We start from the raw sequence: 23,160 nt of genomic DNA on the forward strand, positions 1-23,160 counted from the left end.
ATAGTAAAAGGCGAAGGGGCGGGCCAGCTATGCTTATGACGGCATGGCTGGTCTGCCCCTTTGCGTATGTGAGGAGGCTGATGGGATCAGCCTTTTAGTATTTCGTGGCCCAGTTTATCCCGTTTTGTTTTGAGATAAAACTCGTTGTGTGGGTTGGGATGTATTTCGATGGGTACATTTTCGACTATTTCTAGGCCATATCCGCTGAGGCCGGCTCTTTTGCGCGGGTTGTTGGTGATGAGGCGGATCTTGGTGATGTTGAGGTGTCGGAGTATTTGGGCGCCGATGCCATAGTCACGTTCATCCATTTTGAAGCCCAGTTCGAGGTTGGCCTGTACGGTATCGAGGCCTTGTTCTTGGAGTTTATAGGCTTTGAGTTTATTAAGCAGTCCTATTCCTCTCCCCTCCTGGTTCATGTAGAGGATGAGCCCTTTTCCCTCTTTTTCTACCATTTGCATGGCGGCTTGCAGCTGTTCGCCACAGTCGCAGCGCAGGGAGTGGAGGATATCGCCGGTAAAGCAGGAGGAATGTACGCGGAGAAGAACGGGATCTCCTTGTTGCCAATCGCCTTTTTTAAGGGCCATGTGCATATCTCCGGTATTGAGTTGTTTGAAAGCGATGAGTTCGAAGTTGCCGTATTTGGTAGGCATTTGTACCCGGACATCTTCCTGGATGAGTGTTTCCTGGCAGAGGCGGTACTCGATAAGATCTTTGATGGAGATGAGTTTAAGATCGAATTTTTTAGCGATCTCGCGTAGTTCGGGGAGTCGTGCCATGCTTCCATCTTCGTTCATGATCTCTACCAGTACGCCGGCTGGTTCGAAACCTGCCAGTCTGGCGAGGTCGATGGTGGCTTCTGTGTGGCCTGCGCGGCGCAGTACGCCACCGCTTTTGGCTTTAAGCGGAAATATATGGCCGGGTTTACCCAGTTCTTCGGGTTTGGTATCCGGGTTGATCAGTGCCTGTACGGTTTTGGCGCGATCATGGGCGGAGATGCCTGTGGTGCAGCCATGACCGAGGAGGTCTACTGATACGGTGAAGGGGGTCTGGTGGAGGGCGGTGTTATCTCTAACCATGAGGTCGAGGCCTAGTTCTTCGCAACGCTCTTCGACAAGCGGGGCGCAGATGAGGCCGCGGCCATGCGTGCTCATAAAGTTAATGATTTCCGGCGTGACGTTTCTTGCTGCCGTGATGAAATCGCCTTCATTTTCACGATCCTCGTCATCTACAACGATTACCAGTTTTCCCTGCCTTATATCTTCTAATGCTGCTTCTATTGAATCTAACATAGTATACTTTCTTGAAATTATGTTGCAAAGTTAGGGGAAAATAGAAGAGAAAGTGGCGATTAGGTCAATTGGGGGGAGGTGTTAAGGGAGGGAATGTGAGCAGGGGCAAACTTCCAGCCGATGGGGCAGTTATCCACATAAAAAGTACATATAAATATTACTAATTTGAAGTTAGCGAATTATTTAAGTTTCTCTTTAAAATTTTCAATGCCCTGCTGGGATTCCACATGATTATTTTCAAACAAAGGAGGGATTTCATAGAACGGAAGTTGGCTTAACAATTTGTTAACTTCCTGTTAAAATTTTGAGGAGATTATTTAGCAACTTTGCAGCGTAAATCAAACCAGTTTTCACATATGGGATTTAGAAAATTACTCCTCACCCTTACCTTTTTGATGAGTGTCATTGTCTCGTTCGCCCAGGTTACCACCAGTAGTATGACCGGGACCATTAAGGATGAAAAAGGAGAAGGCTTAATCGGTGCGACTGTAAAAGCCACCCACCTTCCATCCGGTACTGTTTATGGTACTGCCACCCAAAACAAAGGAAGCTTCGCGATACAAGGTATGCGTGTAGGCGGTCCTTACAAAGTAGAGATCAGTTACATTGGTTATGAAACCAAAGTATTAGAAAACATCAGCCTGTTGCTGGGTGACGCTTATGTTGTCAACCAGAAGCTGGGAGAGAGCGGCCAGACGCTGAACGAGGTACGTATCGTTGGCGGCAAGAGTCCGATTCTGAACAGCGAAAGAACGGGTGCATCTACCAACGTTAACTCCCGTCAGTTGAGTTCATTGCCTACTATCAGCCGTAGTATCACTGACTTTACGCGTTTGACGCCTCAGGCGAACGGTACTAACTTTGCCGGTCGTGATGGTCGTTTTAACAGTGTAAAGATTGATGGTGCTGTGCTGAATAATGGTTTCGGACTTGACCAGGATCTGTTGCCAGGCGGTAAGGCTCAGCCTATCTCTCTGGATGCGATCGAAGAGGTACAGGTAAACGTAGCTCCTTATGACGTGCGCCAGACTGGATTTACCGGCGCAGGTATCAACGCAGTAACCCGCAGCGGTACCAACGATTTCTCAGGATCTGTATACGGACTGTACCGTAATGAGAATTTCAACGGTTCTAAAGTAGCCGGCATTAAGCTGCCTCCAGCTGCTAAATCTTCCAACAAAATCTTCGGTGCCCGTCTTGGTGGTGCGATCATTAAGAACAAACTGTTCTTCTTCGCTAACTATGAGAAGGAGGAGAATATCTTCCCTGGTAATACCTGGGTAGCTTCCCGTCCTGGTCTGACTGGTCCGAACGTGGCCCGTACTACTGCTGACGACCTGGAAGCTGTTCGCGCCAAGTTGATCAAGGATTACGGATACGATCCAGGAAGATATGAGAACTATGCTAACGAATACAAGAACAAAAACGAGAAGTTCCTGGTACGTTTAGACTGGAACATCAACGATAAGAACAAGTTTACTGTTCGTTACAACCAGATGGAAGGTACTGAGCCACAGCTGACCAATGCCAGCTCTGGTCCTAACACACGTTCCGGTACTGGTCGTATCAGCAACAACTCCATCTCTTTTGAGAATGCCAACTACTCAGACAAGCACAAGATCAAATCTTTGACTGCTGAGTTGAACAGCATCATCACTCCGAAGTTCTCCAACCAGTTCCTGGCTACCTATAGCCGTATCCAGAAGAAGCGTGAGGCTCCCGGAAGCATTTTCCCATTTGTTGATATCTGGGATGGTAACGCTACCACTGCCGGTATCAACAACTATATGAGTTTTGGTACTGAGTTGTTCTCTTTCAACAACGAGGTGATCAACAACAACTTCTCCTTCATTGACAACGTTACTTACCTGACTGGTAAACATACTATTACTGCCGGTTTGAGCTTTGAGACCCAGAGTTTTGGTAACAGCTATATGCGTGAGGGAACATCCTACTATCGTTTCAACAGTGTTCAGGACTTCCTGAACAACGGTAAACCTTCTTCTTTTGCCATCACTTACCCTTATGCAGGTGCTGATATTATGGCGAAAGTGAAGTTTGGTATGGCGGGTGCTTATATCCAAGATAAGATCACTGTGAATGATCAACTGAATGTAACTGTAGGTTTGCGTGTGGATCTGCCGTTGTTCTTGAACGACGCGCTGCGTAACCCCACTGTGGATACGTTGCAATTGCTCGGTAAAAATGGTCAGCCTACTACCTTCCGTTCTGACAAATGGCCTAACTCCAAACCGCTGTTCTCTCCCCGTATTGGTGTGAACTACGATGTGTTTGGCGACCGCAGCCTGCAGATCCGTGGTGGAACCGGTATCTTTACTGGTCTGATCCCCTTCGTATGGTTTACCAACATGCCGACCAACTCCGGTGTGATCCAGAATACTTTGGAGCCTGTGAATGCTGCCACTCTGGCGCAGATCACCAACTTCAATCCTGATCCTTACTACTGGGTAAAACAGCTGCCTAACAGCTTCCCTTCCGGTCCTTCTACCAAAGCTCCCGGAACTGTCGCTCTGGTAGATCCTAACTTCAAAATGCCTCAGATCTGGAGAACGAACCTGGGTGTTGACTACAAGATCCCTTCTACTCCACTCGTCGCTACTTTGGATGTGATCTACAGCAAGGATATCAATGCTGTATACCAGTACAATGCTAACAGAAAGGCTGCTACCCAGAAACTGCAGAATGGTAGTGATACCCGTGATTTCTGGAATGGTTCTGCCAATGCTAAGTACAACAATGCTACCGGTGACGTAGTACCTGTACTGAGCAATACCAATAAAGGTAATTCACTGGCTGCCAGCTTTGGTCTGTCTGTGCCTTCTTACCATGGTTTCTCCGGTAACGTGAACTACACTTACACCCGTGCGAAAGACATTACCGGTAACCCTGGTTCTGCTGCTAACTCTGCCTGGTCTAACAACTACTCTATCAATGATCCGAATGAGCTGCTGCTGGGTTATTCTCAGTTTGCTGTTCCTCACCGTGTATCTGGTAGTGCTTCTTACCGTATCGAGTATGGTAAACACTTTGCGACTACTGTATCTGTGTTCTATCAAGGAACCAGCCGTGGGCGTTTCGCTTACACTTACGGTGGCGATATCAACCGCGATGGTGTGAGCCTGGATCTGCTGTATGTACCTGCTAACTCATCTGAGATCAACTTTGCTGCTTTGTCTGTAAAAGATAAAGCCGGTAACGTGCTGCTGGCCGCTACTCCTGATGAGCAACGTGCTGCTTTCGACAAGTTCGTAAACAACAGCAAACAGCTGAAAGATGCGAGAGGTGGTTATGTAGAGCGTAACAACGGTCTGCTGCCTTGGCAACATCGTTTTGATGTAAGAGTACTGCAAGATCTGTTCACTAACTTCGGCAGCAAGCGTCGTCATACCCTGCAGTTAAGCGTGGACATCCTGAACTTCGGTAACCTGCTGAACTCTAACTGGGGTGTAGGTAAGGAGCTGAACAACGGTTCTTTCTACCAATACTCTCTGCTGAACGTAACAAACGTTTCTGCACAAGGTGTTCCTACTTTCAACATGGCTACTATAGTTGATCCGGTTTCTGGTAAAACTATCATGCCAGAGACGCCGTTCCGTAACTGGTTCGATGTAAGAAACCTGTGGAGCATGCAGCTGGGTGTTAGATACATCTTCTAATTGTAATCCACTTACCTATAAAAAGCCGGACCTGGTGGTCCGGCTTTTTTGTTTTATATAATGATACATATAATCTTCTATTTACTCCATCCCCAACGGAGGAATGCTTCCATGGCGGTGGTCCAGGTAGGGATATCATGGCGGCCTCCGGGTATTTCCATATAATGTATGTCGGTGTCGGGCTGATAACCTTTGGCTATGAGCTCGCCGATGAGGTCTTTGGTATCGTCGATGCTATCGATGATACCATTATTATTGCGATCGCTGGTTTCGTCGTCGGTACCACACTCGAAGAAAAAGCGCATCCCCGGTATGTAGGTGCCATTGCGGATGAGGCGATGCATGATACGGTCGGTGGTTTCGTTGTAGCCGTTGTTGCGTTCGCGGCTTCGCCACCAGAGCGAGCCGGAGAATACGCCTGCCAGCTGGAAGATGTCGGGATGCCGCCAAACGATGTCGAGGGCGGAGAGGCCACCGAGGGAGTAGCCGGCAAATGCCAGGCGGGTAAACCGGAGGTCTACGTATTGTTGACGAAGAAAGGGAAGCAATTCTTTGATAACGAATCGGGTGTATAGTTCGGCGCGAGCGCCTCTGCCGCCCGCGTCGATGACGGCGGCGGTGCCATATTCCTGTTTGCGTTGGGGGCCGGCATGTATGCAGACAACCAGCAGTGGTGTGATGGATTCCTGCTGATAGAGGGTATCAAGCAAGGAGGGAAGTTGGAGGGTGTCCATATCCTGGCCATCATTTACGAGGAGGAGGTCCATTTCGCGGCAGTCGGTATCGGGGCGGTACCCATCGAAGGTGACGGTTCGCTGCAGCCATTCCGAGTGTTGTGAATAAGTGATTTTGATAGCTCCCTTCATGTCCGCAATTTAAGTGGGAAAATTGCCATTTTACTTTTAAATTTATAGAAATGCTATCTGGTGACAGAAAACTACTATAAATGGCTTTCGCCGCACCTAGGTCGAGAGTTCGAAATGCTGGTCTATGGAGAACGAGGTGTTCCGCTCATTCTTTTTCCGACCTCAATGGGACGATATTACGAGAGTAAGGATTTTGGCCTTATAGAAAGTGTGCGTTGGTTTGTGGACCAGGGCCTGGTCAAGATCTATTGTCCGGACAGTATAGATGCCAGCAGCTGGTATAACCGGCGCATCCCTGCTGCTGATCGTGCTTACAATCACAGTTGTTATGACAAGGTATTGTTGCATGAGGTGGTGGAAAGGGCGTTGCAGGAGACGGGGCATGATCGGGTGGTGGCTGCAGGGTGTAGCTTTGGTGGCTATCATGCGGCTAATTTTGCTTTCCGGCATCCGGAGCGGGTATCTTATCTTTTTAGTTTGAGCGGTACTTTCGATATAGGTGACCGGGTAGATGGGCGTCATGACGACGATAATATTTATTATAACAATCCTGTGTCCTATATGCCGGACAACCAGCATGCGGACCTATGGCGAATGGGCATTATTCTTGGGGTAGCGGAGCACGATATCACGCGGACCCAGAATGAGGAGATGTCGGCGCTGCTGAACGGTAAGCAGATCCAGCACTGGCTGGATGTACGACCTAATGCGGTACATGACTGGCCGGTGTGGCGGGAAATGCTGCCTCACTATTTGTCTTTACTCCCCACTTCGTGACCAACTGATCAACATTACACATTATTGCTAACCGGCATTGCGCATAAAAAATTCAGCATCCATGAAAAAGATAGGCTTGCTTTTCGGACAGGAGAACACCTTTCCACAGGCATTTGTAGAACGGGTGAGACAGCGAAACGTCCCCGGCATCAGTGCAGAGTTTGTAACGATCGATAAGGTTATTCAGGGTAATGCCTCAGATTATTCGGTGATCATTGACCGCATTTCGCAGGATGTTCCTTTTTATCGTTCGTGGTTGAAACATGCTGCTATTGGTGGAACGGCGGTGATCAACAATCCGTTCTGGTGGAGTGCGGATGAGAAGTTTGTGAATAACGAGCTGGCGGCGAAGATCGGCGTGGCGGTGCCCAGGACGGTATTATTGCCCTCGCGGGAATTGCCAGATAATACGGCGGACAATTCGTTCCGTAACCTGTTGTATCCGTTGGACTGGCCTTATATATTTGATCATGTTCGTTTTCCTGCGTATATGAAACCATTTGCGGGTGGGGGCTGGCGGCATGTGTATCGCCTGGAGAGTTCGGAGCAGTTCTTTGAGCAGCATGCGACGACAGGGCAGTTGGTGATGTTATTGCAGGAGGAGATTGTTTTTGACAGTTATTACCGTTGTTATTGTATTGGCGGTAAACATGTACATATTATGCCTTATGATCCCCGGCTGCCGCATCATCAGCGTTATGAGGCCTCTTATCCTGATAATCCGGCATTGCTGGAGACGATACGGGAGCAGGTGATCCGGCTGAACCAGTATCTGGGGTATGATTTCAACACAGTGGAGATGGCGGTACGGGATGGTATCCCTTATGCGATTGATTTCTGTAATCCGGCTCCGGATGCGGATATTCATTCTGTGGGAGCGGAAAATTTTGAGTGGGTGGTGAATACGGCTGCTGACTATGCGATCGAGCGGGCGTTGGCGCAGGTACCAGGGCAGGACAACCTTACCTGGGGAGGCTATTTACAAGGGGCAGTGGGTACCGGCGGTGTGGTAGCCGCGGCGCCTAGGAAAAAGGCGGCGGCGCCCAAAAAGACGGATAAGGCAGCTCCTGCTAAAAAGGCGACAGAGAAAGCGAAAGCGGACAAGCCCAAGGAGCCTAAAGGCAAAAAGAAAGAAGCATAAATGACGGCCCGCATCAAAAAGATGCGGGCAAATACTACATTTGCAGACGGCGTTGCTGCGTACCTGATATATGCGGGTCGTTGTGCCTACAACAGAACTTATGCTAAAATACTTCACACTCGGCATCGAAGAAGAATACATGGTGATGGACCCTGTCACCCGGGAGTTACGCTCACACGAACAGAAGATCGTAGAGCACGCCCATAAGGTGATCAAGGACAAGGTAAAAGCGGAGTTCCACCAGGCGGTCGTAGAGGTAGGCACGCAGATATGTGCCAACATTGATGAAGCCAGGGAGGATGTAACGCTGTTACGTAAGACGATCGCGCAGATCGCGGGGGACCTTGATTTTTCCATGGGGGCGGCGGGTACGCATCCTTTTTCCAAGTGGGAAAAGCAGCTGATCACGGATCATCCCAGGTATTTTGAGATCGTGAATGAGATGCAGGATGCGGCGCGTTCCAACCTGATATTTGGTTTGCATGTACATGTAGGGATGGAGAACCGGGAGATGGCCTTACATATTGCCAATTCGGCGCGTTATTTCCTGCCACATATTTTTGCCCTGAGTACGAACAGTCCTTTCTGGGAGGGGCGTAATACGGGGTTTAAATCCTTCCGTACCAAAGTATTTGACAAGTTTCCGCGTACGGGTATACCTGATTATTTTGCCAGTATTGAGGAGTATGACAACTATATCAAACTGTTGGTGAAGACCAACTGTATTGATAATGCTAAGAAGATATGGTGGGATATACGGGTGCATCCGTTTTTCGATACGGTAGAATTCCGCATCTGTGATGTGCCGTTGACGGTGGATGAGACCTGTACAATTGCGGCGTTGTTCCAGTCTGTCTGTGCGAAGATCTATAAGTTGCGTATGCAGAACCTGAACTTCATTATATATAACCGGGCTTTGGTGAATGAGAATAAGTGGCGGGCGAGTCGTTATGGATTGGACGGTAACCTAATAGATTTCGGGAAGGAGATGGAGGTTAATACCCGTGCGCTGATCTATGAGTTGCTGGACTTTGTGGATGATGTGGTGGATGATATTGGCTGCCGGCATTATGTGGACCGCACCCGGGTGATACTTGAGGAGGGAACCGGTGCGGACAAGCAGTTACGGGTGTATGAGGAGAGTCAGGACCTGGGGGCAGTAGCGGATTTCATTGCCGGCCAGTTTTTGCATAATACCTGATGGACGTCTGTTATCCGGGCCTGTGCGACGGGCTCGGGGAGCATAAAATATAATTTTCCTAACTTTGGGGCATGTCTTCTATAAAGCAAAATTGGAGAGTAGCCGTGCTGGATATGTATGAAGGAGTGCCCAACGAAGGCATGCGCTGTATCCGGGAAATATTGGCGCAGTATGCTACAGCACGCGGGATAAGATTACAATTTGACGAATTTGAAGTACGTCTCCGTCAGGAGGTTCCTGATCTTTCCTACGATATTTACATTTCTACTGGTGGTCCTGGTAGTCCGGTGGCGAGTGCTGGCAGTGACTGGGAAAATGCCTACTTTGACCTTATTCACCAGTTGCTAGACTGGAACCAGGGAGCAGGTCCCAAAAAGCATGTTTTATTTATCTGTCATTCTTATCAGTTGATGTGCCGGTATTTTGAGTTGGGAAACGTCTGTCAGCGTAAGTCGACGGCATTTGGTGTGTTTCCTGTGCATATTACTGATCAGGCGATGTCGGAGCCGGTATTACAGGGCTTAACTGATCCTTTTTATATTGTGGATAGCCGTAACTGGCAGGTGATAGAGTTGAACCAGGGGCAGCTGGATAAGATGGGTGCGCAGGTGCTGGCTATCGAGAAAGAGCGGCCACATGTGCCACTGGAGCGGGCGACGATGGCCATCCGTTTCAACCATCAGTTTATCGGTACGCAGTTTCATCCCGAGGCGGATGCGACGGGTATGCGGATGTACCTGATGCAGGAAGAGAAGAAGCACCAGGTTATCAATACACACGGTGCGGAAAAATACTATAGTATGCTTGAGCAGCTGACCGACCCCGACAAGATCATGCTGACACATGACCGGTTTATACCGGCTTTTTTGGATCAGGCGGTCTACAGTGATGTACGGGAGCGTATAACTGTCTAGGCTAAGCGATCATCACATTATGTACACCTTATTATGATTTCAGCGTTACGCCAATCCTATAACCAACAGTTCACTCCTGCGAAGTACCAGGCTTTTTTACATAGTCTGGCGGTAGAAGCGGGAGAAGCACCGGCTTTCCGGGTAGCTGAAACACCTGTATTTGTACCTGCCGATCTGACGGTGAAGCTGGTCCGGGCTTGTGAGGAGATCATTGATGTGATCGTACAGCCGGACTTCAAAGCGCTCACCCGGGATGCCATCCCTCCTACCCTGAACGTGCCGGATGAGTCGCCTCATCCTCATTTCCTGGTAATAGATTTTGCGGTGTGCCGGGATACGGAAGGTCAATTACAGCCACAGCTGATAGAAATGCAAGGGTTTCCTTCGCTGCTGGCATTCCAGGAAGTTATGGCGCGACATTTCCGGGAGCAGTTTACGATCCCGGATACGGTGAATAATTTCTTTTCCGGGCTTACCTCGGAGACTTACTATGCGCAGTTACGGGAATTACTGATAGGGCCTTATCGCCCGGAAGAGGTGGTATTGCTGGAAGTTAATCCTGGTGCGCAGAAAACGCGGGTAGACTTTTACTGTACAGAGCTGAAGTTAGGCATACGACCTGTATGTGTAACGGAGTTGATACAGGAAGGCAAGCAGCTGTACTATCGTTATGAAGGAGAACAGATACGTATCCGGCGTATATTCAACCGGGTTATTTTTGATGATCTGCATCGTCAGCAACAGACGCTTCCTCCGCATGTGAACCTGTTCCAGCACCTGGATGTGGAATGGATCACTCATCCCAACTGGTTTTACCGTATCAGTAAATATACTTTACCCTTTATTCACAGTGAGTTTGTTCCCAAAAGCTGGTTCCTGCATACGCTGCCGGTACTTCCTGCTGACCTGGAGAACTATGTGCTTAAGCCTTTGTTCTCTTTTGCCGGACAAGGGGTGGTGATCGATGTTACTCAGGCGGATATCGATGCGATCAAAGATCCGGAGCATTGGATATTGCAGCACAAGGTACAGTATGCACCTGTTATTGAAACTCCCGGCGGGCCGGCTTATTGTGAGTTACGTATGATGTATATCTGGCAGGAAGGGGCGGCGCGGCCGATGTTGGTACATAATCTGGCACGTATCAGCAAGAGTAAAATGATCGGCGTAAATTTCAACAACCGGGATACGTGGGTAGGCGGCAGTTGTGCATTTTTTGAGCAAAAACAATCTTAATATATGAAACGCACCAATTATTCTTCAGGCGCCGTCTGGGAGAACAAGGTAGGTTATTCCCGGGCTGTTAAAATCGGGAATGTGCTGGAGGTATCCGGAACAGTAGCGGCGGATGGAGATAAGGTGATAGGGGAAGATAATGCTTATGAGCAGGCCAAGTATATACTTGCCAAGATAGAAGCTGTATTGGTAGCGGCGGGGGCATCTCTGCATGATGTGATCCGCACCCGTATATTCGTTACAGATATTTCCCGTTGGGAAGAGGTAGGGCGGGCTCATGGAGAGTTTTTTCAAAGTATCAAGCCGGTGACGACGATGGTGGAGGTCAGTAGGTTGATCGATCCGCGTTACCTGGTGGAGATTGAAGCGAGTGCGGTGGTACAAAATGACGAACGCTAAATGCAGGCATGTGTATGTCCTACATTTAGCGTTGATGATTTATTTACAATAGTTTGATGATGATTAGCGACCGAACTGTTCTTCCCAGTTCATCATTCCTCCCACCAGATTTTTCACATTAGAAAAGCCCATTGTTTCCAGGAGCATTGCTGCCTGACCGCTGCGGTTGCCGCTACGGCAGTAAAGTATTACTTCTTCGTCTTTCAGGTTTTCTATTTCATCGATCGCCATGGCGCGTATTTCGCCCAGTGGTATTAATTTACCACCGATATTGAATTCCTGGTGCTCATGGGGTTCGCGTACGTCTACGATATTGAGATTTTCTCCGTTATCGATACGTTGTTTCAGTTCTGCTGCTGTTATATTTTCCATGATTTATTGTTTAGTGATAGTGATATTGGTTATTGGTTCTGTTGTACAGGGGCAGCCGGTGGGGTACTGTCTTTGACGGGTTTGTTAGGTCCCAGCCAGATATCGATACTTTCGCCAGCTCTTACCATATTAAGTTCCTGGAGGTCATTTTTCCGGGCAGGTATTTGTTTTTGTATGTATGCGTTGGCGGTGTCAGTGACGGCGGCGTCAATGAGTACGGTTCCCAGATTCAGGTTGCTGGCGCTAAGGGTTTCGCGGGCTTCGATGTAGGTCATGCCGACGAGGTCTGGGACGGGGTTTTCGGTGCTGCCGGTACCACTGCTAAGTACGAGAGCGATGTAGCTACCTTCGGCGACCATTTTGCCAGGTTTGACGGGTTTGCCATTGAGGAGCTGCTGCAGGACGGTGTTGGTGGCGAAGTCCGGCTTGTAGATGGTATCGCCGACGTTGAGGCGGCGGCTATGCAAGGTCATTTCGGCACTGCGGAAGGTGAGGCCTTCGAGATCCGGCATGGCTACCATTGGCGGTACTACTTTGTTGACGGTGAGGTAGATGGTACGGTGTACTTTGACGATGGTACCTCTTGCAGGAGTTTGTTCCCATACCGCTAATGCCTTCAGGGTATCGACATAGATAGAATCTCTTACATCTACTTCAAAGCCCAGGTCTTCCAATACTTTGGTGGCTTCCTGAATGTTCTTACCTCTTACGTCGGGGACGGTAAGGGTTTGACCGTGGCGGGTAAGTCCTCCCAGCATGGTGAAGAACAGTATTCCCAGGACAATGAACAGGCCGATGACTACTAATAAGTTAAATCCGAAGGATCGTTTGGTAATAGATTCAAACACGATGTTGTATATTTTTAATAAGACAAACACGGGGTGGTGTGACGCACCCGGTGTAGTTAATTAACTTAAGCAGGATTCGATGAGTGCGCCATAGAATTCGCGTAACGTTTTGCCGGCGGCTCTGACTTGTTGCGGTACGATGCTATTCTCTGATTGTCCGGGCATTGTGTTGGCTTCGAGGAAGAATATTTTGTCTGTTGCTTCTTCCCAGATAAAGTCGATGCGAACTATACCTTTGCAGTTGAGGCGATCGTATAGTTCTGCCGCGGTTTGCTGTATCCTGTTGACTATTTCTGCCGGTGCTTCTGCGGGTGTTACTTCGCGGGCTACGCCGGCGGTATATTTAGCTTCGTAGTCAAAAAATTCTTTGCTGCTGATGATCTCTGTGACGGGAAGTACGGTCATTTCGCCATTGATGCGATAGAGGCCGCAGGTGATCTCTCTACCTTGTACGAATTCTTCGATGAGGACCTGGTTGTCTTCCTGGAAGGCTTTTTCGATGGCGGCTGGTAATTGGGCGGCATCGGATACTTTGGACATTCCGATGCTGCTACCACCTTCTGCCGGTTTAACGAATACGGGTAGCCGGAGTTGGGTGAGGATATCAGCAGTACTGAAGGGCCGGTCTTTAAATATATGTACTGATTTAGCCACGTTTACGACGTTGAGTGCGGCTACGATCTTATTGCAATAGCTTTTGTTGAAGGTGATGGCGGAGGTGACCATGCCACAGCTGGTGTACGGGATACCCAGCATTTCGAAGTAGCCTTGCAGGCGGCCATCTTCGCCCGGGGTGCCGTGGATACCGATGAATACGGCATCAAATTTCACTTTTCCGGAAGACAGGGGAAGAGAGAAGTCATTTTTGTCAATATCAGTTAGGTGTCCATCCGGGGCGGTATAGTGCCACCCTTCTTTGGTAATCAATACTTTATAGACATTATATAGCTCGTTGTCCAGGTGTTTTTCTATTACGGCTGCACTCTGTACGGAGATCACATACTCACCGGAATAACCTCCGGCCACTAAAGCGATGTTCTTTTTCATAAATGACTTTGCTATAAGCGGGTAAAGTTAAATGTTATTTGTTAATTGTCCATACTCCCCTATGCGGAGTCCGGATAGTTATTTACCGGATCTGCGGGTAGCGGGAGTAATTATAACGTGGCGGGCGGTGCCGGGGTATATTGTTTAACATTATTTAACCTGTTGGGGCGGGAGGGTTTTCCTGTATAGCGGCGGCTGTGGCTCATTTGCAGTATTAGCCCGTATCTTGGGAGCGCAAACCTTATGATAAGGCAGTCATTGCACCATCAGGTAAATCCGCAAAGAACAGCTTGTCAAAAATGAACCCTCAAAATAGTATTTATATGTTCAGTAATTGTTTAACTGCCGTCAACAGGATTCCACTACGCTCTTTCATACATTTACGGGGTCCGGGAATATGACCTTATTTCACCTATAACAGTAGCCTTTTTTATTTAACTATCCTGTGTATACTATCCTAATCAAAGCGGAGCAATTCAGCGCATTTCTTCGGAAGTGTATGGGACGACAGATGCAGGAGATCATTGCCACTATAAGCACAACTAAGCTCAGCACCTGAGTATTTATTCTACCGGCAAATGCCGTATGACGTGTGATCGAGCCGGCAAACCATTTCCGGGCGGCGGGGATCATGCATTGTGTTATTGTGAAACCACAAATTAGCCAACATGAAATTTTTATTGGGTGGTGTACCGCAGCACCTCATCAAACGAACTACTTTTATACCGGAGAAGTATAAAAAATATGTTTATCCATTTACCAAGGCATTTATTACGCAAGCTCCCGGGGTGACGATCATCAGCCAGGAATTATTAGTGGAGGGATGTAATATTTGTCATTATGTGTTCATTACAGAGAAGGAGTTATTATTACATCCACATGTGGATGAGCCTATAGCTACTTTACACTGTATGTTGCAGGGGACGTTAGATTGTACTTTAAAAAATTTCGGGCCGGTGCGATTGTACCAGGGGCAATTTGATTTATTCCATGTACCGAATATGATGCATGAGGCCCGTATGCGACCAGGTATTTATGAATCTTTCCATATAGATCTTTCGAAGGATATCCTGCTGCGTATGGCGCCACACTTTGAATCGGTACGAGGTATGCTGGTACGGGCAGAGCGGGGGAATCCGGTCTTATCGCATAAGCCGGGGATCTTACAGGTTCCTTTGGTGCAGTTGATACAGGAGATCCGGGAATGTACGATTGCCGGTGCGTTGAAAGACCTGCGCTTGTATGCGAAGTTGACGGACCTGCTGGTATTTGTGCTGGAGGAGCGTCAGCAATCCAGTACGATGGCGTTTGAACGGGACCAGCAATTATTTGAGGCTATCCGTTCTTTTATTATTACTAACCTGGACAAGCAATTGAGTATACCTTCGCTGGCCAGTTCTTACCATATCAGTCCTTCCAAGTTGAAATATGATTTCAAGACTTATTTCAATGCGCCTATCTGGATGTATATTATCCGGCAGCGGATGGAGAAAGCCCGTAAGTTGCTGCACGAGACGAATATGAGTATCGGGGAGGTTGCGTTGGCGGTGGGTTATCAGGAGGCGTCCAGTTTTACGCGCAGTTTCCGTAAGTATTACGGTCATCCTCCGCGTCGGGAGAAGAAGCTGGCACCTGCGGGGTAGTTGTTATTTGCAGCTACGTGAAATAATGTTTACATTGAATACATCAGACGGTATAGATGACTGTCTGATGTATTTTTTTGTTAACGGCAGTACCTATGTTATCTATGTCACGTAAGCAATTAGCGGATATCATTGCCGCGATATTTATCTTCTTATTTGTGTATACGGCTATGAGTAAGCTGATGGGATTTGATGCTATTAAAATCAGGGCGGGGTTTCTGCCGGCGTTGCAGCCTTATGCGGTTTTTATAGGGGTGGCGGTGCCGGTAACTGAGTTACTGACTGTCTTGTTGTTGGTTATGAAGCGGACGCGATTGTGTGGATTAGTTGTTTCGTTGGTATTGATGGGGGTCTTTACGGGTTATATAGGGTGGATGTTGTGGTTGGGGGTGGCATTACCCTGTACTTGCGGGGGGGTGATCAGCAGGTTGACGTGGCCGCAGCATTTGTGGTTGAATGTAGGATTTATGTTATTGGGAATAGTGGGGATATGGTGTTATGGGGCGGGTGTTAAGAGCGTTAAGATATAAAAGAAAAGGCTGTCTTCTCTGCAGGAAGACAGCCTGGACGGGGTTAAGTGTTACCGGTCAGCTGTTGATGGGGTTATTATTCCTTTTTTGTGTTTTGGGCTGGTTGTTATTGGTACCGGGGTATGGTTATTATTGGGCTGCTGGTGGGGGCAGCGTTTTGGCGGACGGCATATAGACGACAACGTAATATCATTTTGACAATCTTCTAGTCAGTTATTCTTTTCTGTTATACTATGTTTATCATTTTCTATTGGCTGCGGTGTATCTGCGGCGGGGAATGATATTTTATACGATTGTGTGTGGGTATTATAATTTTTTTTCATTGTTCCATAGTATGTCCTACCTCCCCTCGGGACTTATAGGCATTAAAAGTGCAGGTTATGCAATAAAACACCACTTATATGCCCTTAGAAAGCCCGGACGTTTGCCCAACTGATCGATCTTCCTTTATTTATAATTCCACCCAAAAAAAACATCCATGAAATTTACTTCCGACAAGCCAAAACTGGACCACGTAATGAAACTACCGACTACTCCGGAAGCTTACCATGCGTTTGATATCCCCATTTCTTTCAAGTATTTGTATACGTTGGAAGGAGATAAAGGAGAGGTATTCACGCAGCGTATACGTGTGCGTGAATATGTGATTTGGTTGCATGTGATCACTGTCAATAAGCGGATGGAGGCGAAGGAGGTGCAGACGATCCTGCATCCGACGCCTTCGAAGGCGATCTTCACATTGCATTATATGTTGCAGAACCGGGTGATGGCGAAGTTGCAGCATCATGGGCAGGTGGAATTACGGGAGGGGGAGGGGGAGTATAATATGTTTTTTGTACCGCCGATACAACATGATGCTTATTTTGATCCGGGCGTGTATGTTTGTTTTCATATTGATCTTCCGCCTCATTTATTGCAACGGGTAGAATCGGAGTTGCCCTTGTTGATGTATTTATTGCGGATGATGGAAGCGAATAACGGGGGTACTATTAATGAGGAGCCTTATTGGATTGACAGTGGGGTACGTCGTTGTATAGAGGAGATCATTGAGTGTAAGTTATCCGGACAGGAGGGGCGGTCGTTCTTATACACGCGGTGTGAGGATTTGTTTATGCATTTCCTGGAGGATTTTACGGATATCACGCCTTCTCCGGAGGAGCCGAGGTATGAATTGACAGATAAGGATACGGCGGCCATTTATGGTGTCCGGGCGTATATTCTGCAGCATTTGCATTTGCAGTTTACGTTTGATGAGTTGGCGGACCGGTTTGGTATTGCGGCGGATAAGTTGCGTTATGGTTTTCCACGGATGTTTTACCGGAAGATGGCGATGTTTCTGAAGGAGCAGCGTATGATCCGGTCTATGGAGTTGATAAAGACGACGAGGCTGAATGTGTCTATTATTGCGAATATGGTGGGTTACCGGGATGTGGAGGAGTTTTCGCGGGCATTCAGGCAGTATTATGGTTGTTGTCCTTTGCAGGAAAAGCGTCATTAGCAGGGCGCTATCTATCCTGAATTAGGGGCTAGTGATCCAATAAATTACAGATAACGGAGTTAAGTGAGTTACTTTATGTTCTCAAATATTGATACAGGAAGAGGCTGCTTTTTTGACGGCGCTTATCGTTCATCCAAAATCCACCCGCCTTAAATTACCGTAGGTATAAAGTTGATAAGGTGTTGCCCCATAGCACAACCAAATGAACTTTACAAGAAGGCAGGCATTGATTGTCGTTGACTATCTAGCAATAATACATATTTTTTTTCATTACTGGCCGAGGGGGCTGGTTTTTCGGGAAGTTACTGGTCGTCTTCAGCCGGAGTACACGGATGGGGTGTAGGTGGATGATTATCCTTTTACTATTCCTGGTGCTCTACTGTAGCAAAAATCTGGTGGGAGGCCGCTTCATGGATAATATTGAAAGCCTCTTTTGTACGTCCTGGTATAACTGTTTTACATCACAGGTAAATTTCAATGCATGCTGCAACAAGAAGATGAATTGTTATTGGAGAGATTGAGGAGTGGTGATGATAGCGCATTTACGGAAATTTTTAAAAAGTACTACAAGTTTCTCTGGCTGGAGGCATCTTTTCTGTTAAAGGATGTGACCATTGCGGATGACATTGTGCAGGATATGTTTGTGCGGTGGTGGGAGAACAAGGCACTGTCGACGGTTCGCATTTCTTTAAAGTTATATTTGCTTCAGTCTTTGCGTTACCGGTGTATTAATGAGAACATTAAACACCGTAATAAACAGAAGAAGCTGCAAAATTATTCTATTACGCAGTCAGAGGGGGAGTCCTTTGACCATATGGTAAATAGTGAACTGGGGCATCAGATTGCCAATGCGATCAATGATATTCCGGAAAAATCGTCCCGCGTATTCAAGATGGTATATGTGGAGCAATTGCAGCAGAAGGATGTCGCGGAAGAACTCGGTATTAGTATACAAACGCTCAGGAACCAGATACATACGACCCTTAAGACGTTAAGGAAAAAACTGGCCGGTAGTCGTTAACCCAAGGCGCCGGTCGTATTCATTAATTTTCAACATCTACAATGAGCGAGAGACTTAATAAGATCAGGGATTGGACAACGGAAGAGATGGCAGGTATCATTAGTGAGGAAGACAGGATAGCTCTTCATGAGGCCATTACCCTGGATAAAGATGCACAACGTATTTGGGAAGAAACGAGAAGTCACACGCAGCGGCCCGTTATAAAGGAAAAATGGGATAAGCTGGATGCCAACGTTGCCTTATTGTCGCTGGAAGATCGTCTTTTCGGTAAGCAGCGACGTCGTACCAGGATACGTAAATTGGTGGCTATAGCTGCAGTCGTACTGGCTGCTGCCGGGATATGGTTGGTATTTAAGCGGGGCTCGGGCAGGTGGCCGGGCGAGCTGGTCAGCACCGGTATTGACGGCAAGCCCAAGGTGGTGTTGAAAGTATCCAGTGGCAAGTTAGTAGATCTATCCAGTGGAGATGGTTCTGTAACGGTAGATGGTATTGCGCTTACTAACAGTAATCGTATGCTGACCTACGAGGCTAATACGAACCCACGGGATAACTGGAGTACCCTGACAGTACCACCGGGTACAGACTATAAGCTGGAACTTTCAGATGGCAGCATCGTATGGTTGAATGCTTCCAGTACTTTACATTTCCCTTTCAACTTCACAGGAGACACACGGGAGATCAGCATCCGGGGTGAGGCCTTCCTACAGATCAAAAAACAGGCGAATAAGCCCTTTATTGTACATCTTCCACACAGTACTGTCAATGTATTGGGTACTTCCTTCAATATCAACACTTACGATTCCACCCATATAAAAGTCTCGTTACTGGAGGGGGCTGTTAAAATGAATACCCGGCATGAGAGTGTATTGCTGCAGCCGGGGTATGAAGTGGAACTGAAGGATGGCAAAATGCAGACGGCAGCGCATTTTGATGCCGATGCGGTACTGAGCTGGCGGCAGGGCATTTATTATTTTGACAATGCTCCCCTCTCCGAAATCGCGCTGATCATTCCCAGGTGGCATGGTGTGGAGGTGGTACTAGACAGTGATAAGGCTGCTACACGGCGGATCAGTGGGGTATTGCAGCGGGACAGGCCCCTGAAGGAATTCCTGGAACAGGTTAAAATGAGTATCGGCGCGGAATATTACTTTGAAAAAGGGGTATTACACTTTAAATAAATAATTAAAAATTGGGGTGTCGGGGGATCGTATCGTATGGTGCGATCCCCCTTTTTTTGAGGAATATGGCATAAAAAAGGCTGCTTCGTCGATGAAACAGCCCTTTAAAGTGCTTCGGATGTAGTTTCCTTATAAGCTTAGCGTCCTTAATTGTTAACCTTGGGGATAATATCTTAGATATGTAATTGCTCTTTCTTGGCCAGGAGTTCTTCAACGGTTTCCTGGTACATTTCATCAGGTACACAGCAGTCTACCGGGCAAACAGCGGCGCATTGCGGCTCTTCGTGAAAGCCTTGACATTCGGTACATTTATTTGGAACTATATAGTAAGTATCTACGCTGATAGGTGCATTACGTTGTTCGGCATCAATAGAAGAGCCGTCCATCAGTTTAAATGAGCCAGTAACAGTGGTTCCGTCTACCATTGCCCATTCCACTCCCCCTTCATATATTGCATTGTTAGGGCACTCGGGCTCGCAAGCGCCACAATTAATACACTCATCAGTTATCTTGATTGCCATAATGTAAACTTTTTGTTTAAGTAGTAAGCCATTAATTTTGTTAACAAAAATAGAATATCTCGGTCTAAAAAGTTTAATTTATTTATATCGTTTTCATGAATAGTACAGAAAAAATAGCGGCCCTGGTGCGTTTGGGACAGTATCTAACCAGTGATGAGCCGGCATTGCAACTTGTCAAAGAGCGAGCCGAGCAGGCTAATGGCTGGTTCACGCCAGCGTTTATGGACAAGGCGATCCAATCGCTCACAGCGGGATACCTGCAGGAGGCATCGTTAACCAGTTGGCTCGAAAGTTACCAGCAGGTGGCTGGCACGGGTCCAAAATCAGTGGGTATTGTGGCTGCCGGTAATATTCCAATGGTAGGGTTCCATGACTGGCTTTGCGGCTTTGTCAGCGGGCACCAGGTAAAGCTGAAGCTGTCATCAAAGGACGAGGTACTAATGAAACATGTACTGGCGAAGATGGAAGAATGGTACCCCGCCTGCGAGGGCCAAACGGTGGTACAGGACATGCTGAAGGATTGCGATGCCTATATTGCTACCGGCAGTAATAATTCTGCACGATATTTCGAATATTACTTTGCCAAGTATCCGCATATCATTCGCCGAAATCGTACTTCGGTGGCTATATTGACCGGGGGGGAAACGGCGGCACAGCTGTCTGCACTGGCAGATGATGTGATGCTGTATTTTGGGTTAGGCTGCCGGAACGTAACCAAGATCTATGTGCCAGTGGGATATGATTTCGTACCCTTACTGGAGGCTTTCAAACGTTATGACTACCTGGTAGACCATCATAAGTACAAGAATAACTATGATTACAACCTGGCGTTGTTGCTGTTGAACAACAGCTATTATATGACCAATAGCAGTTTGTTACTCCATGAATCGTCTTCCCTCTTCTCTCCTATCAGTGTGCTTCATTATGCTTTTTATGAGCATGCTGACAGTTTGCGGCAGGAGTTGCGTGAAAGCCAGGATGTGCAATGTCTGGTAGGGGATTCCCTGATCCCGTTTGGTTCGGCGCAGCATCCGACACTGGCCGACTATGCTGACGGTATTGATACCATGCGGTTCTTACGGGCTTTGTAAGGAGATTGGTACGCAGCTATGGTCATCCCGCCGCAGGCAGTACCTGCAGCGGGATGTTTTTAGTTGGGGGGATGGCTAGCAGTCAACTACTAACATTTTGTCTGTTTAATTTGTTATTCTGTCAGGAGAGATGCGACTAGCTGGCAGCCACCTTTTCGGGCTTTAAGGTGCTGTTAACGAATGGTATAAAAATGTGTTAAAGTGAATATAGAGGTCATACAATCATTAAACAGCACTATTAAATTTGTATCAAAGGCATGTAAATTGATGACTTTATCGTATCGACTTATTCATTTAAAAAACTTAAATCCACTATTTATATGAAATTCCGACAAATAGCGGCAACCGTACTTATTAGTGCTGCCACTGCCTTTGCCAGCGTATTTGTTTACAGCAAATATGTACAACCCCGGCAGGCAGGTTTTTATCAAAACGGGTCCAAGGATATCCCTGTAAACTATGCCAGTTATATGCCTGGTACCGAAGTGCGTAACGCCACCCCTCCTACTGATTTTCAGCAAGCGGCGAGCATTGCCACGCCGGGAGTGGTGCATATTAAAACTAAGATCAATCCAAGGCAGGTAAGTAATAATCTGCAGGGACGCCGTAGCATCTTACAAGATCTCTTTGGCGATGAATTTTTCGGCGATGAGTTCAACGGCGATGGCGGTGGCAGGAAATATTATGTTCCCGGCCAGATGGCTTCCGGTTCTGGTGTGGTTATCTCCGACGACGGTTATATCGTAACTAATAATCACGTAGTAGACCAGGCAGATGAGATCAGTGTGACGTTGAACAATAACAAGACTTATAAAGCCAAGGTGATTGGGGTTGATCCCAATACTGATCTGGCTGTAATCAAAATCGAGGCGAGGGGCCTTCCTTATCTATTGTATGGCAATTCAGATAATGTACAGGTAGGCCAATGGGTGTTGGCAGTAGGATATCCGCTTAACCTGGAGACTACGGTGACGGCGGGTATTGTGAGTGCTAAATCCCGTACTATCGGTATCAACAAACGAAACAGCCGTTCTGCTATTGAATCTTTTATACAAACTGACGCCGCAGTCAACCAGGGTAACAGTGGTGGAGCATTGATTAACACGGCTGGTGAGCTGATAGGTATCAATTCAGCGATCGCTTCTCCTACAGGAGCTTATGCGGGTTATTCTTATGCCATCCCGGTGAACCTGGTAAAGAAAGTAGTCAATGATCTGATGAAATATGGTAATGTGCAGCGCGCTTACCTGGGTATAAACTATGTAGATCCCAGTATGTATTCAGAGGAAGAATTGGGCAAGCTCGGTATAAGAAGGGATGTGAATGGTGTAGCGGTAGCCGATGTTCCGGCTAAAGGTGCAGCGGCAGCGGCAGGTATCCGCAAAGGAGACCTGATCACCAAGGTAAATGGTATCACGACTTCTTCTATTCCTGAGATGACAGAACAGATCGCCCGTTACAAACCCGGTGATAAGATCAGTATCAGCTACCTCCGTGATAACAAGGAGTATACTGTAACGACGACGCTGAAGAATATTGATGGTAATACGGACATTGTAAAAAGCAGCGTATTGGATGCGTTGGGTGCTGATCTGGTGACGTTAACCCGTGAAGATGTAGGCCGTTTTGGATTAAAAGGCGGGGTGTACGTAAATAGCATTGGTAGTGGTGCATTGAAAAAGCAAACTAACATGCAGAAAGGGTTTGTCATCTTGAAGGCGGGAGATCAGGCAGTGAATTCTGTAGATGAATTGAAAAAGACATTAGAGAAACAGAAGAAGGTGCAGCTGGAAGGTATTTATCTCAGGAATAACGGCTATAGTAATGTGTATTACTATAATGTTGACCTGAGTAATGAGGTAGCTTTCTAAGAAAAAACATTGTTTTATATAGGTTTTATAGGTTAGGATA

The 23,160-nt window shown here is 47.2% G+C and carries 20 protein-coding genes; 14 read left to right on the forward strand and 6 right to left on the reverse strand.

Going from position 1 to position 23,160, the window contains the following annotated elements; genetic code table 11:
* Window positions 1–86 precede the first annotated feature (86 nt).
* Window positions 87–1,289, reverse strand: a complete 1,203-nt coding sequence (locus KTO58_RS14775; RefSeq protein ID WP_095838628.1) for a bifunctional 3,4-dihydroxy-2-butanone-4-phosphate synthase/GTP cyclohydrolase II — start codon at window positions 1,287–1,289, stop codon at window positions 87–89.
* A gap of 356 nt (window positions 1,290–1,645) precedes the next feature.
* Here KTO58_RS14775 and KTO58_RS14780 point away from each other — a divergent pair, with 356 nt between their 5' ends.
* The gene (locus KTO58_RS14780; protein WP_095838627.1) at window positions 1,646–4,966 is read left to right on the forward strand and encodes a TonB-dependent receptor; all 3,321 of its coding nucleotides are present in this window, start codon (window positions 1,646–1,648) and stop codon (window positions 4,964–4,966) included.
* Between the two features lie 77 nt (window positions 4,967–5,043).
* Here the strand turns inward: KTO58_RS14780 and KTO58_RS14785 are convergent, their stop codons facing one another.
* Window positions 5,044–5,832, reverse strand: a complete 789-nt coding sequence (locus tag KTO58_RS14785; RefSeq protein WP_095838626.1) for an alpha/beta hydrolase — start codon at window positions 5,830–5,832, stop codon at window positions 5,044–5,046.
* Window positions 5,833–5,997: 165 nt separating this feature from the next.
* Between KTO58_RS14785 and KTO58_RS14790 the strand changes: the two genes are divergently transcribed.
* The 6 genes from KTO58_RS14790 to KTO58_RS14815 all read left to right on the forward strand — a co-directional run bounded on the left by KTO58_RS14790 (window position 5,998) and on the right by KTO58_RS14815 (window position 11,500).
* A complete protein-coding gene (locus KTO58_RS14790) occupies window positions 5,998–6,609 on the forward strand; it encodes an alpha/beta fold hydrolase (protein WP_225859758.1) in 612 nt (203 codons plus the stop codon).
* Between the two features lie 61 nt (window positions 6,610–6,670).
* The gene (locus KTO58_RS14795; protein WP_095838624.1) at window positions 6,671–7,750 is read left to right on the forward strand and encodes an ATP-grasp domain-containing protein; all 1,080 of its coding nucleotides are present in this window, start codon (window positions 6,671–6,673) and stop codon (window positions 7,748–7,750) included.
* A gap of 100 nt (window positions 7,751–7,850) precedes the next feature.
* Window positions 7,851–8,951, forward strand: coding sequence for a carboxylate-amine ligase (locus tag KTO58_RS14800; RefSeq protein ID WP_095841555.1), 1,101 nt, complete (start codon window positions 7,851–7,853; stop codon window positions 8,949–8,951).
* 71 nt (window positions 8,952–9,022) lie between these two features.
* Entirely contained in the window at window positions 9,023–9,865 is an 843-nt protein-coding gene (locus KTO58_RS14805; RefSeq protein ID WP_095838623.1) for a type 1 glutamine amidotransferase, read from the forward strand.
* Window positions 9,866–9,898: 33 nt separating this feature from the next.
* Window positions 9,899–11,101 carry a hypothetical protein gene (locus tag KTO58_RS14810; RefSeq protein WP_095838622.1) on the forward strand — a complete coding sequence of 401 codons (1,203 nt, stop codon included), beginning with the start codon at window positions 9,899–9,901 and terminating at the stop codon, window positions 11,099–11,101.
* Between the two features lie 3 nt (window positions 11,102–11,104).
* Window positions 11,105–11,500, forward strand: coding sequence for a RidA family protein (locus tag KTO58_RS14815; protein WP_095838621.1), 396 nt, complete (start codon window positions 11,105–11,107; stop codon window positions 11,498–11,500).
* A gap of 63 nt (window positions 11,501–11,563) precedes the next feature.
* On the opposite strand, the gene KTO58_RS14820 is transcribed toward KTO58_RS14815, so the two are convergent.
* From KTO58_RS14820 to KTO58_RS14830, 3 genes are read right to left on the reverse strand one after another with little or no spacing between them, the layout of a single operon-like run.
* Window positions 11,564–11,872 (reverse strand): rhodanese-like domain-containing protein, encoded by a 309-nt coding sequence (locus tag KTO58_RS14820; protein ID WP_095838620.1) that lies wholly within the window; start codon window positions 11,870–11,872, stop codon window positions 11,564–11,566.
* 29 nt (window positions 11,873–11,901) lie between these two features.
* Window positions 11,902–12,720 (reverse strand): PASTA domain-containing protein, encoded by an 819-nt coding sequence (locus KTO58_RS14825; protein WP_157752937.1) that lies wholly within the window; start codon window positions 12,718–12,720, stop codon window positions 11,902–11,904.
* Window positions 12,721–12,780: 60 nt separating this feature from the next.
* Entirely contained in the window at window positions 12,781–13,767 is a 987-nt protein-coding gene (locus KTO58_RS14830) for a D-alanine--D-alanine ligase (protein ID WP_095838618.1), read from the reverse strand.
* Window positions 13,768–14,435: 668 nt separating this feature from the next.
* Here KTO58_RS14830 and KTO58_RS14835 point away from each other — a divergent pair.
* From KTO58_RS14835 to KTO58_RS14855, 5 genes are all read left to right on the forward strand, one after another.
* Window positions 14,436–15,410 (forward strand): helix-turn-helix domain-containing protein, encoded by a 975-nt coding sequence (locus KTO58_RS14835; protein ID WP_095838617.1) that lies wholly within the window; start codon window positions 14,436–14,438, stop codon window positions 15,408–15,410.
* Between the two features lie 95 nt (window positions 15,411–15,505).
* A complete protein-coding gene (locus tag KTO58_RS14840; protein WP_157752936.1) occupies window positions 15,506–15,940 on the forward strand; it encodes a MauE/DoxX family redox-associated membrane protein in 435 nt (144 codons plus the stop codon).
* 478 nt (window positions 15,941–16,418) lie between these two features.
* On the forward strand, window positions 16,419–17,438 hold the full coding sequence (locus tag KTO58_RS14845; protein ID WP_225859759.1) for a helix-turn-helix domain-containing protein: 1,020 nt from the start codon (window positions 16,419–16,421) through the stop codon (window positions 17,436–17,438).
* 481 nt (window positions 17,439–17,919) lie between these two features.
* Window positions 17,920–18,459, forward strand: coding sequence for an RNA polymerase sigma factor (locus KTO58_RS14850; protein ID WP_095838614.1), 540 nt, complete (start codon window positions 17,920–17,922; stop codon window positions 18,457–18,459).
* A 41-nt stretch (window positions 18,460–18,500) separates the two neighbouring features.
* Entirely contained in the window at window positions 18,501–19,637 is a 1,137-nt protein-coding gene (locus tag KTO58_RS14855) for a FecR family protein (protein ID WP_095838613.1), read from the forward strand.
* A gap of 173 nt (window positions 19,638–19,810) precedes the next feature.
* On the opposite strand, the gene KTO58_RS14860 is transcribed toward KTO58_RS14855, so the two are convergent.
* On the reverse strand, window positions 19,811–20,158 hold the full coding sequence (locus tag KTO58_RS14860; protein ID WP_095838612.1) for a 4Fe-4S dicluster domain-containing protein: 348 nt from the start codon (window positions 20,156–20,158) through the stop codon (window positions 19,811–19,813).
* Window positions 20,159–20,253: 95 nt separating this feature from the next.
* On the opposite strand from KTO58_RS14860, the gene KTO58_RS14865 reads away from it, so the two are divergent.
* Together KTO58_RS14865 and KTO58_RS14870 are read left to right on the forward strand one after the other, a co-directional pair.
* Window positions 20,254–21,249: an aldehyde dehydrogenase family protein gene (locus KTO58_RS14865; RefSeq protein WP_095838611.1), complete on the forward strand. Its 996-nt coding sequence runs from the start codon at window positions 20,254–20,256 to the stop codon at window positions 21,247–21,249.
* 320 nt (window positions 21,250–21,569) lie between these two features.
* Complete coding sequence (locus KTO58_RS14870) at window positions 21,570–23,120, forward strand: trypsin-like peptidase domain-containing protein (RefSeq protein WP_095838610.1); 1,551 nt, start codon at window positions 21,570–21,572, stop codon at window positions 23,118–23,120.
* Window positions 23,121–23,160: the final 40 nt, after the last annotated feature.

It is taken from the genome of Chitinophaga pendula (genome assembly GCF_020386615.1).
Taxonomy (GTDB): Bacteria; Bacteroidota; Bacteroidia; order Chitinophagales; family Chitinophagaceae; genus Chitinophaga; species Chitinophaga pendula.

Bases quoted from the DNA above. Each gene is read 5' to 3' on its own strand.
- KTO58_RS14775 (WP_095838628.1), bottom strand. From the start codon at position 1,289: ATGTTAGATTCAATAGAAGCAGCATTAGAAGATATAAGGCAGGGAAAA.
- KTO58_RS14815 (WP_095838621.1), top strand. From the start codon at position 11,105: ATGAAACGCACCAATTATTCTTCAGGCGCCGTCTGGGAGAACAAGGTA.
- KTO58_RS14855 (WP_095838613.1), top strand. From the start codon at position 18,501: ATGAGCGAGAGACTTAATAAGATCAGGGATTGGACAACGGAAGAGATG.
- KTO58_RS14840 (WP_157752936.1), top strand. From the start codon at position 15,506: ATGTTATCTATGTCACGTAAGCAATTAGCGGATATCATTGCCGCGATA.
- KTO58_RS14795 (WP_095838624.1), top strand. From the start codon at position 6,671: ATGAAAAAGATAGGCTTGCTTTTCGGACAGGAGAACACCTTTCCACAG.
- KTO58_RS14790 (WP_225859758.1), top strand. From the start codon at position 5,998: ATGGGACGATATTACGAGAGTAAGGATTTTGGCCTTATAGAAAGTGTG.
- KTO58_RS14850 (WP_095838614.1), top strand. From the start codon at position 17,920: ATGCTGCAACAAGAAGATGAATTGTTATTGGAGAGATTGAGGAGTGGT.
- KTO58_RS14810 (WP_095838622.1), top strand. From the start codon at position 9,899: ATGATTTCAGCGTTACGCCAATCCTATAACCAACAGTTCACTCCTGCG.
- KTO58_RS14870 (WP_095838610.1), top strand. From the start codon at position 21,570: ATGAAATTCCGACAAATAGCGGCAACCGTACTTATTAGTGCTGCCACT.
- KTO58_RS14820 (WP_095838620.1), bottom strand. From the start codon at position 11,872: ATGGAAAATATAACAGCAGCAGAACTGAAACAACGTATCGATAACGGA.
- KTO58_RS14785 (WP_095838626.1), bottom strand. From the start codon at position 5,832: ATGAAGGGAGCTATCAAAATCACTTATTCACAACACTCGGAATGGCTG.
- KTO58_RS14830 (WP_095838618.1), bottom strand. From the start codon at position 13,767: ATGAAAAAGAACATCGCTTTAGTGGCCGGAGGTTATTCCGGTGAGTAT.
- KTO58_RS14845 (WP_225859759.1), top strand. From the start codon at position 16,419: ATGAAATTTACTTCCGACAAGCCAAAACTGGACCACGTAATGAAACTA.
- KTO58_RS14835 (WP_095838617.1), top strand. From the start codon at position 14,436: ATGAAATTTTTATTGGGTGGTGTACCGCAGCACCTCATCAAACGAACT.
- KTO58_RS14860 (WP_095838612.1), bottom strand. From the start codon at position 20,158: ATGGCAATCAAGATAACTGATGAGTGTATTAATTGTGGCGCTTGCGAG.
- KTO58_RS14780 (WP_095838627.1), top strand. From the start codon at position 1,646: ATGGGATTTAGAAAATTACTCCTCACCCTTACCTTTTTGATGAGTGTC.
- KTO58_RS14805 (WP_095838623.1), top strand. From the start codon at position 9,023: ATGTCTTCTATAAAGCAAAATTGGAGAGTAGCCGTGCTGGATATGTAT.
- KTO58_RS14800 (WP_095841555.1), top strand. From the start codon at position 7,851: ATGCTAAAATACTTCACACTCGGCATCGAAGAAGAATACATGGTGATG.
- KTO58_RS14865 (WP_095838611.1), top strand. From the start codon at position 20,254: ATGAATAGTACAGAAAAAATAGCGGCCCTGGTGCGTTTGGGACAGTAT.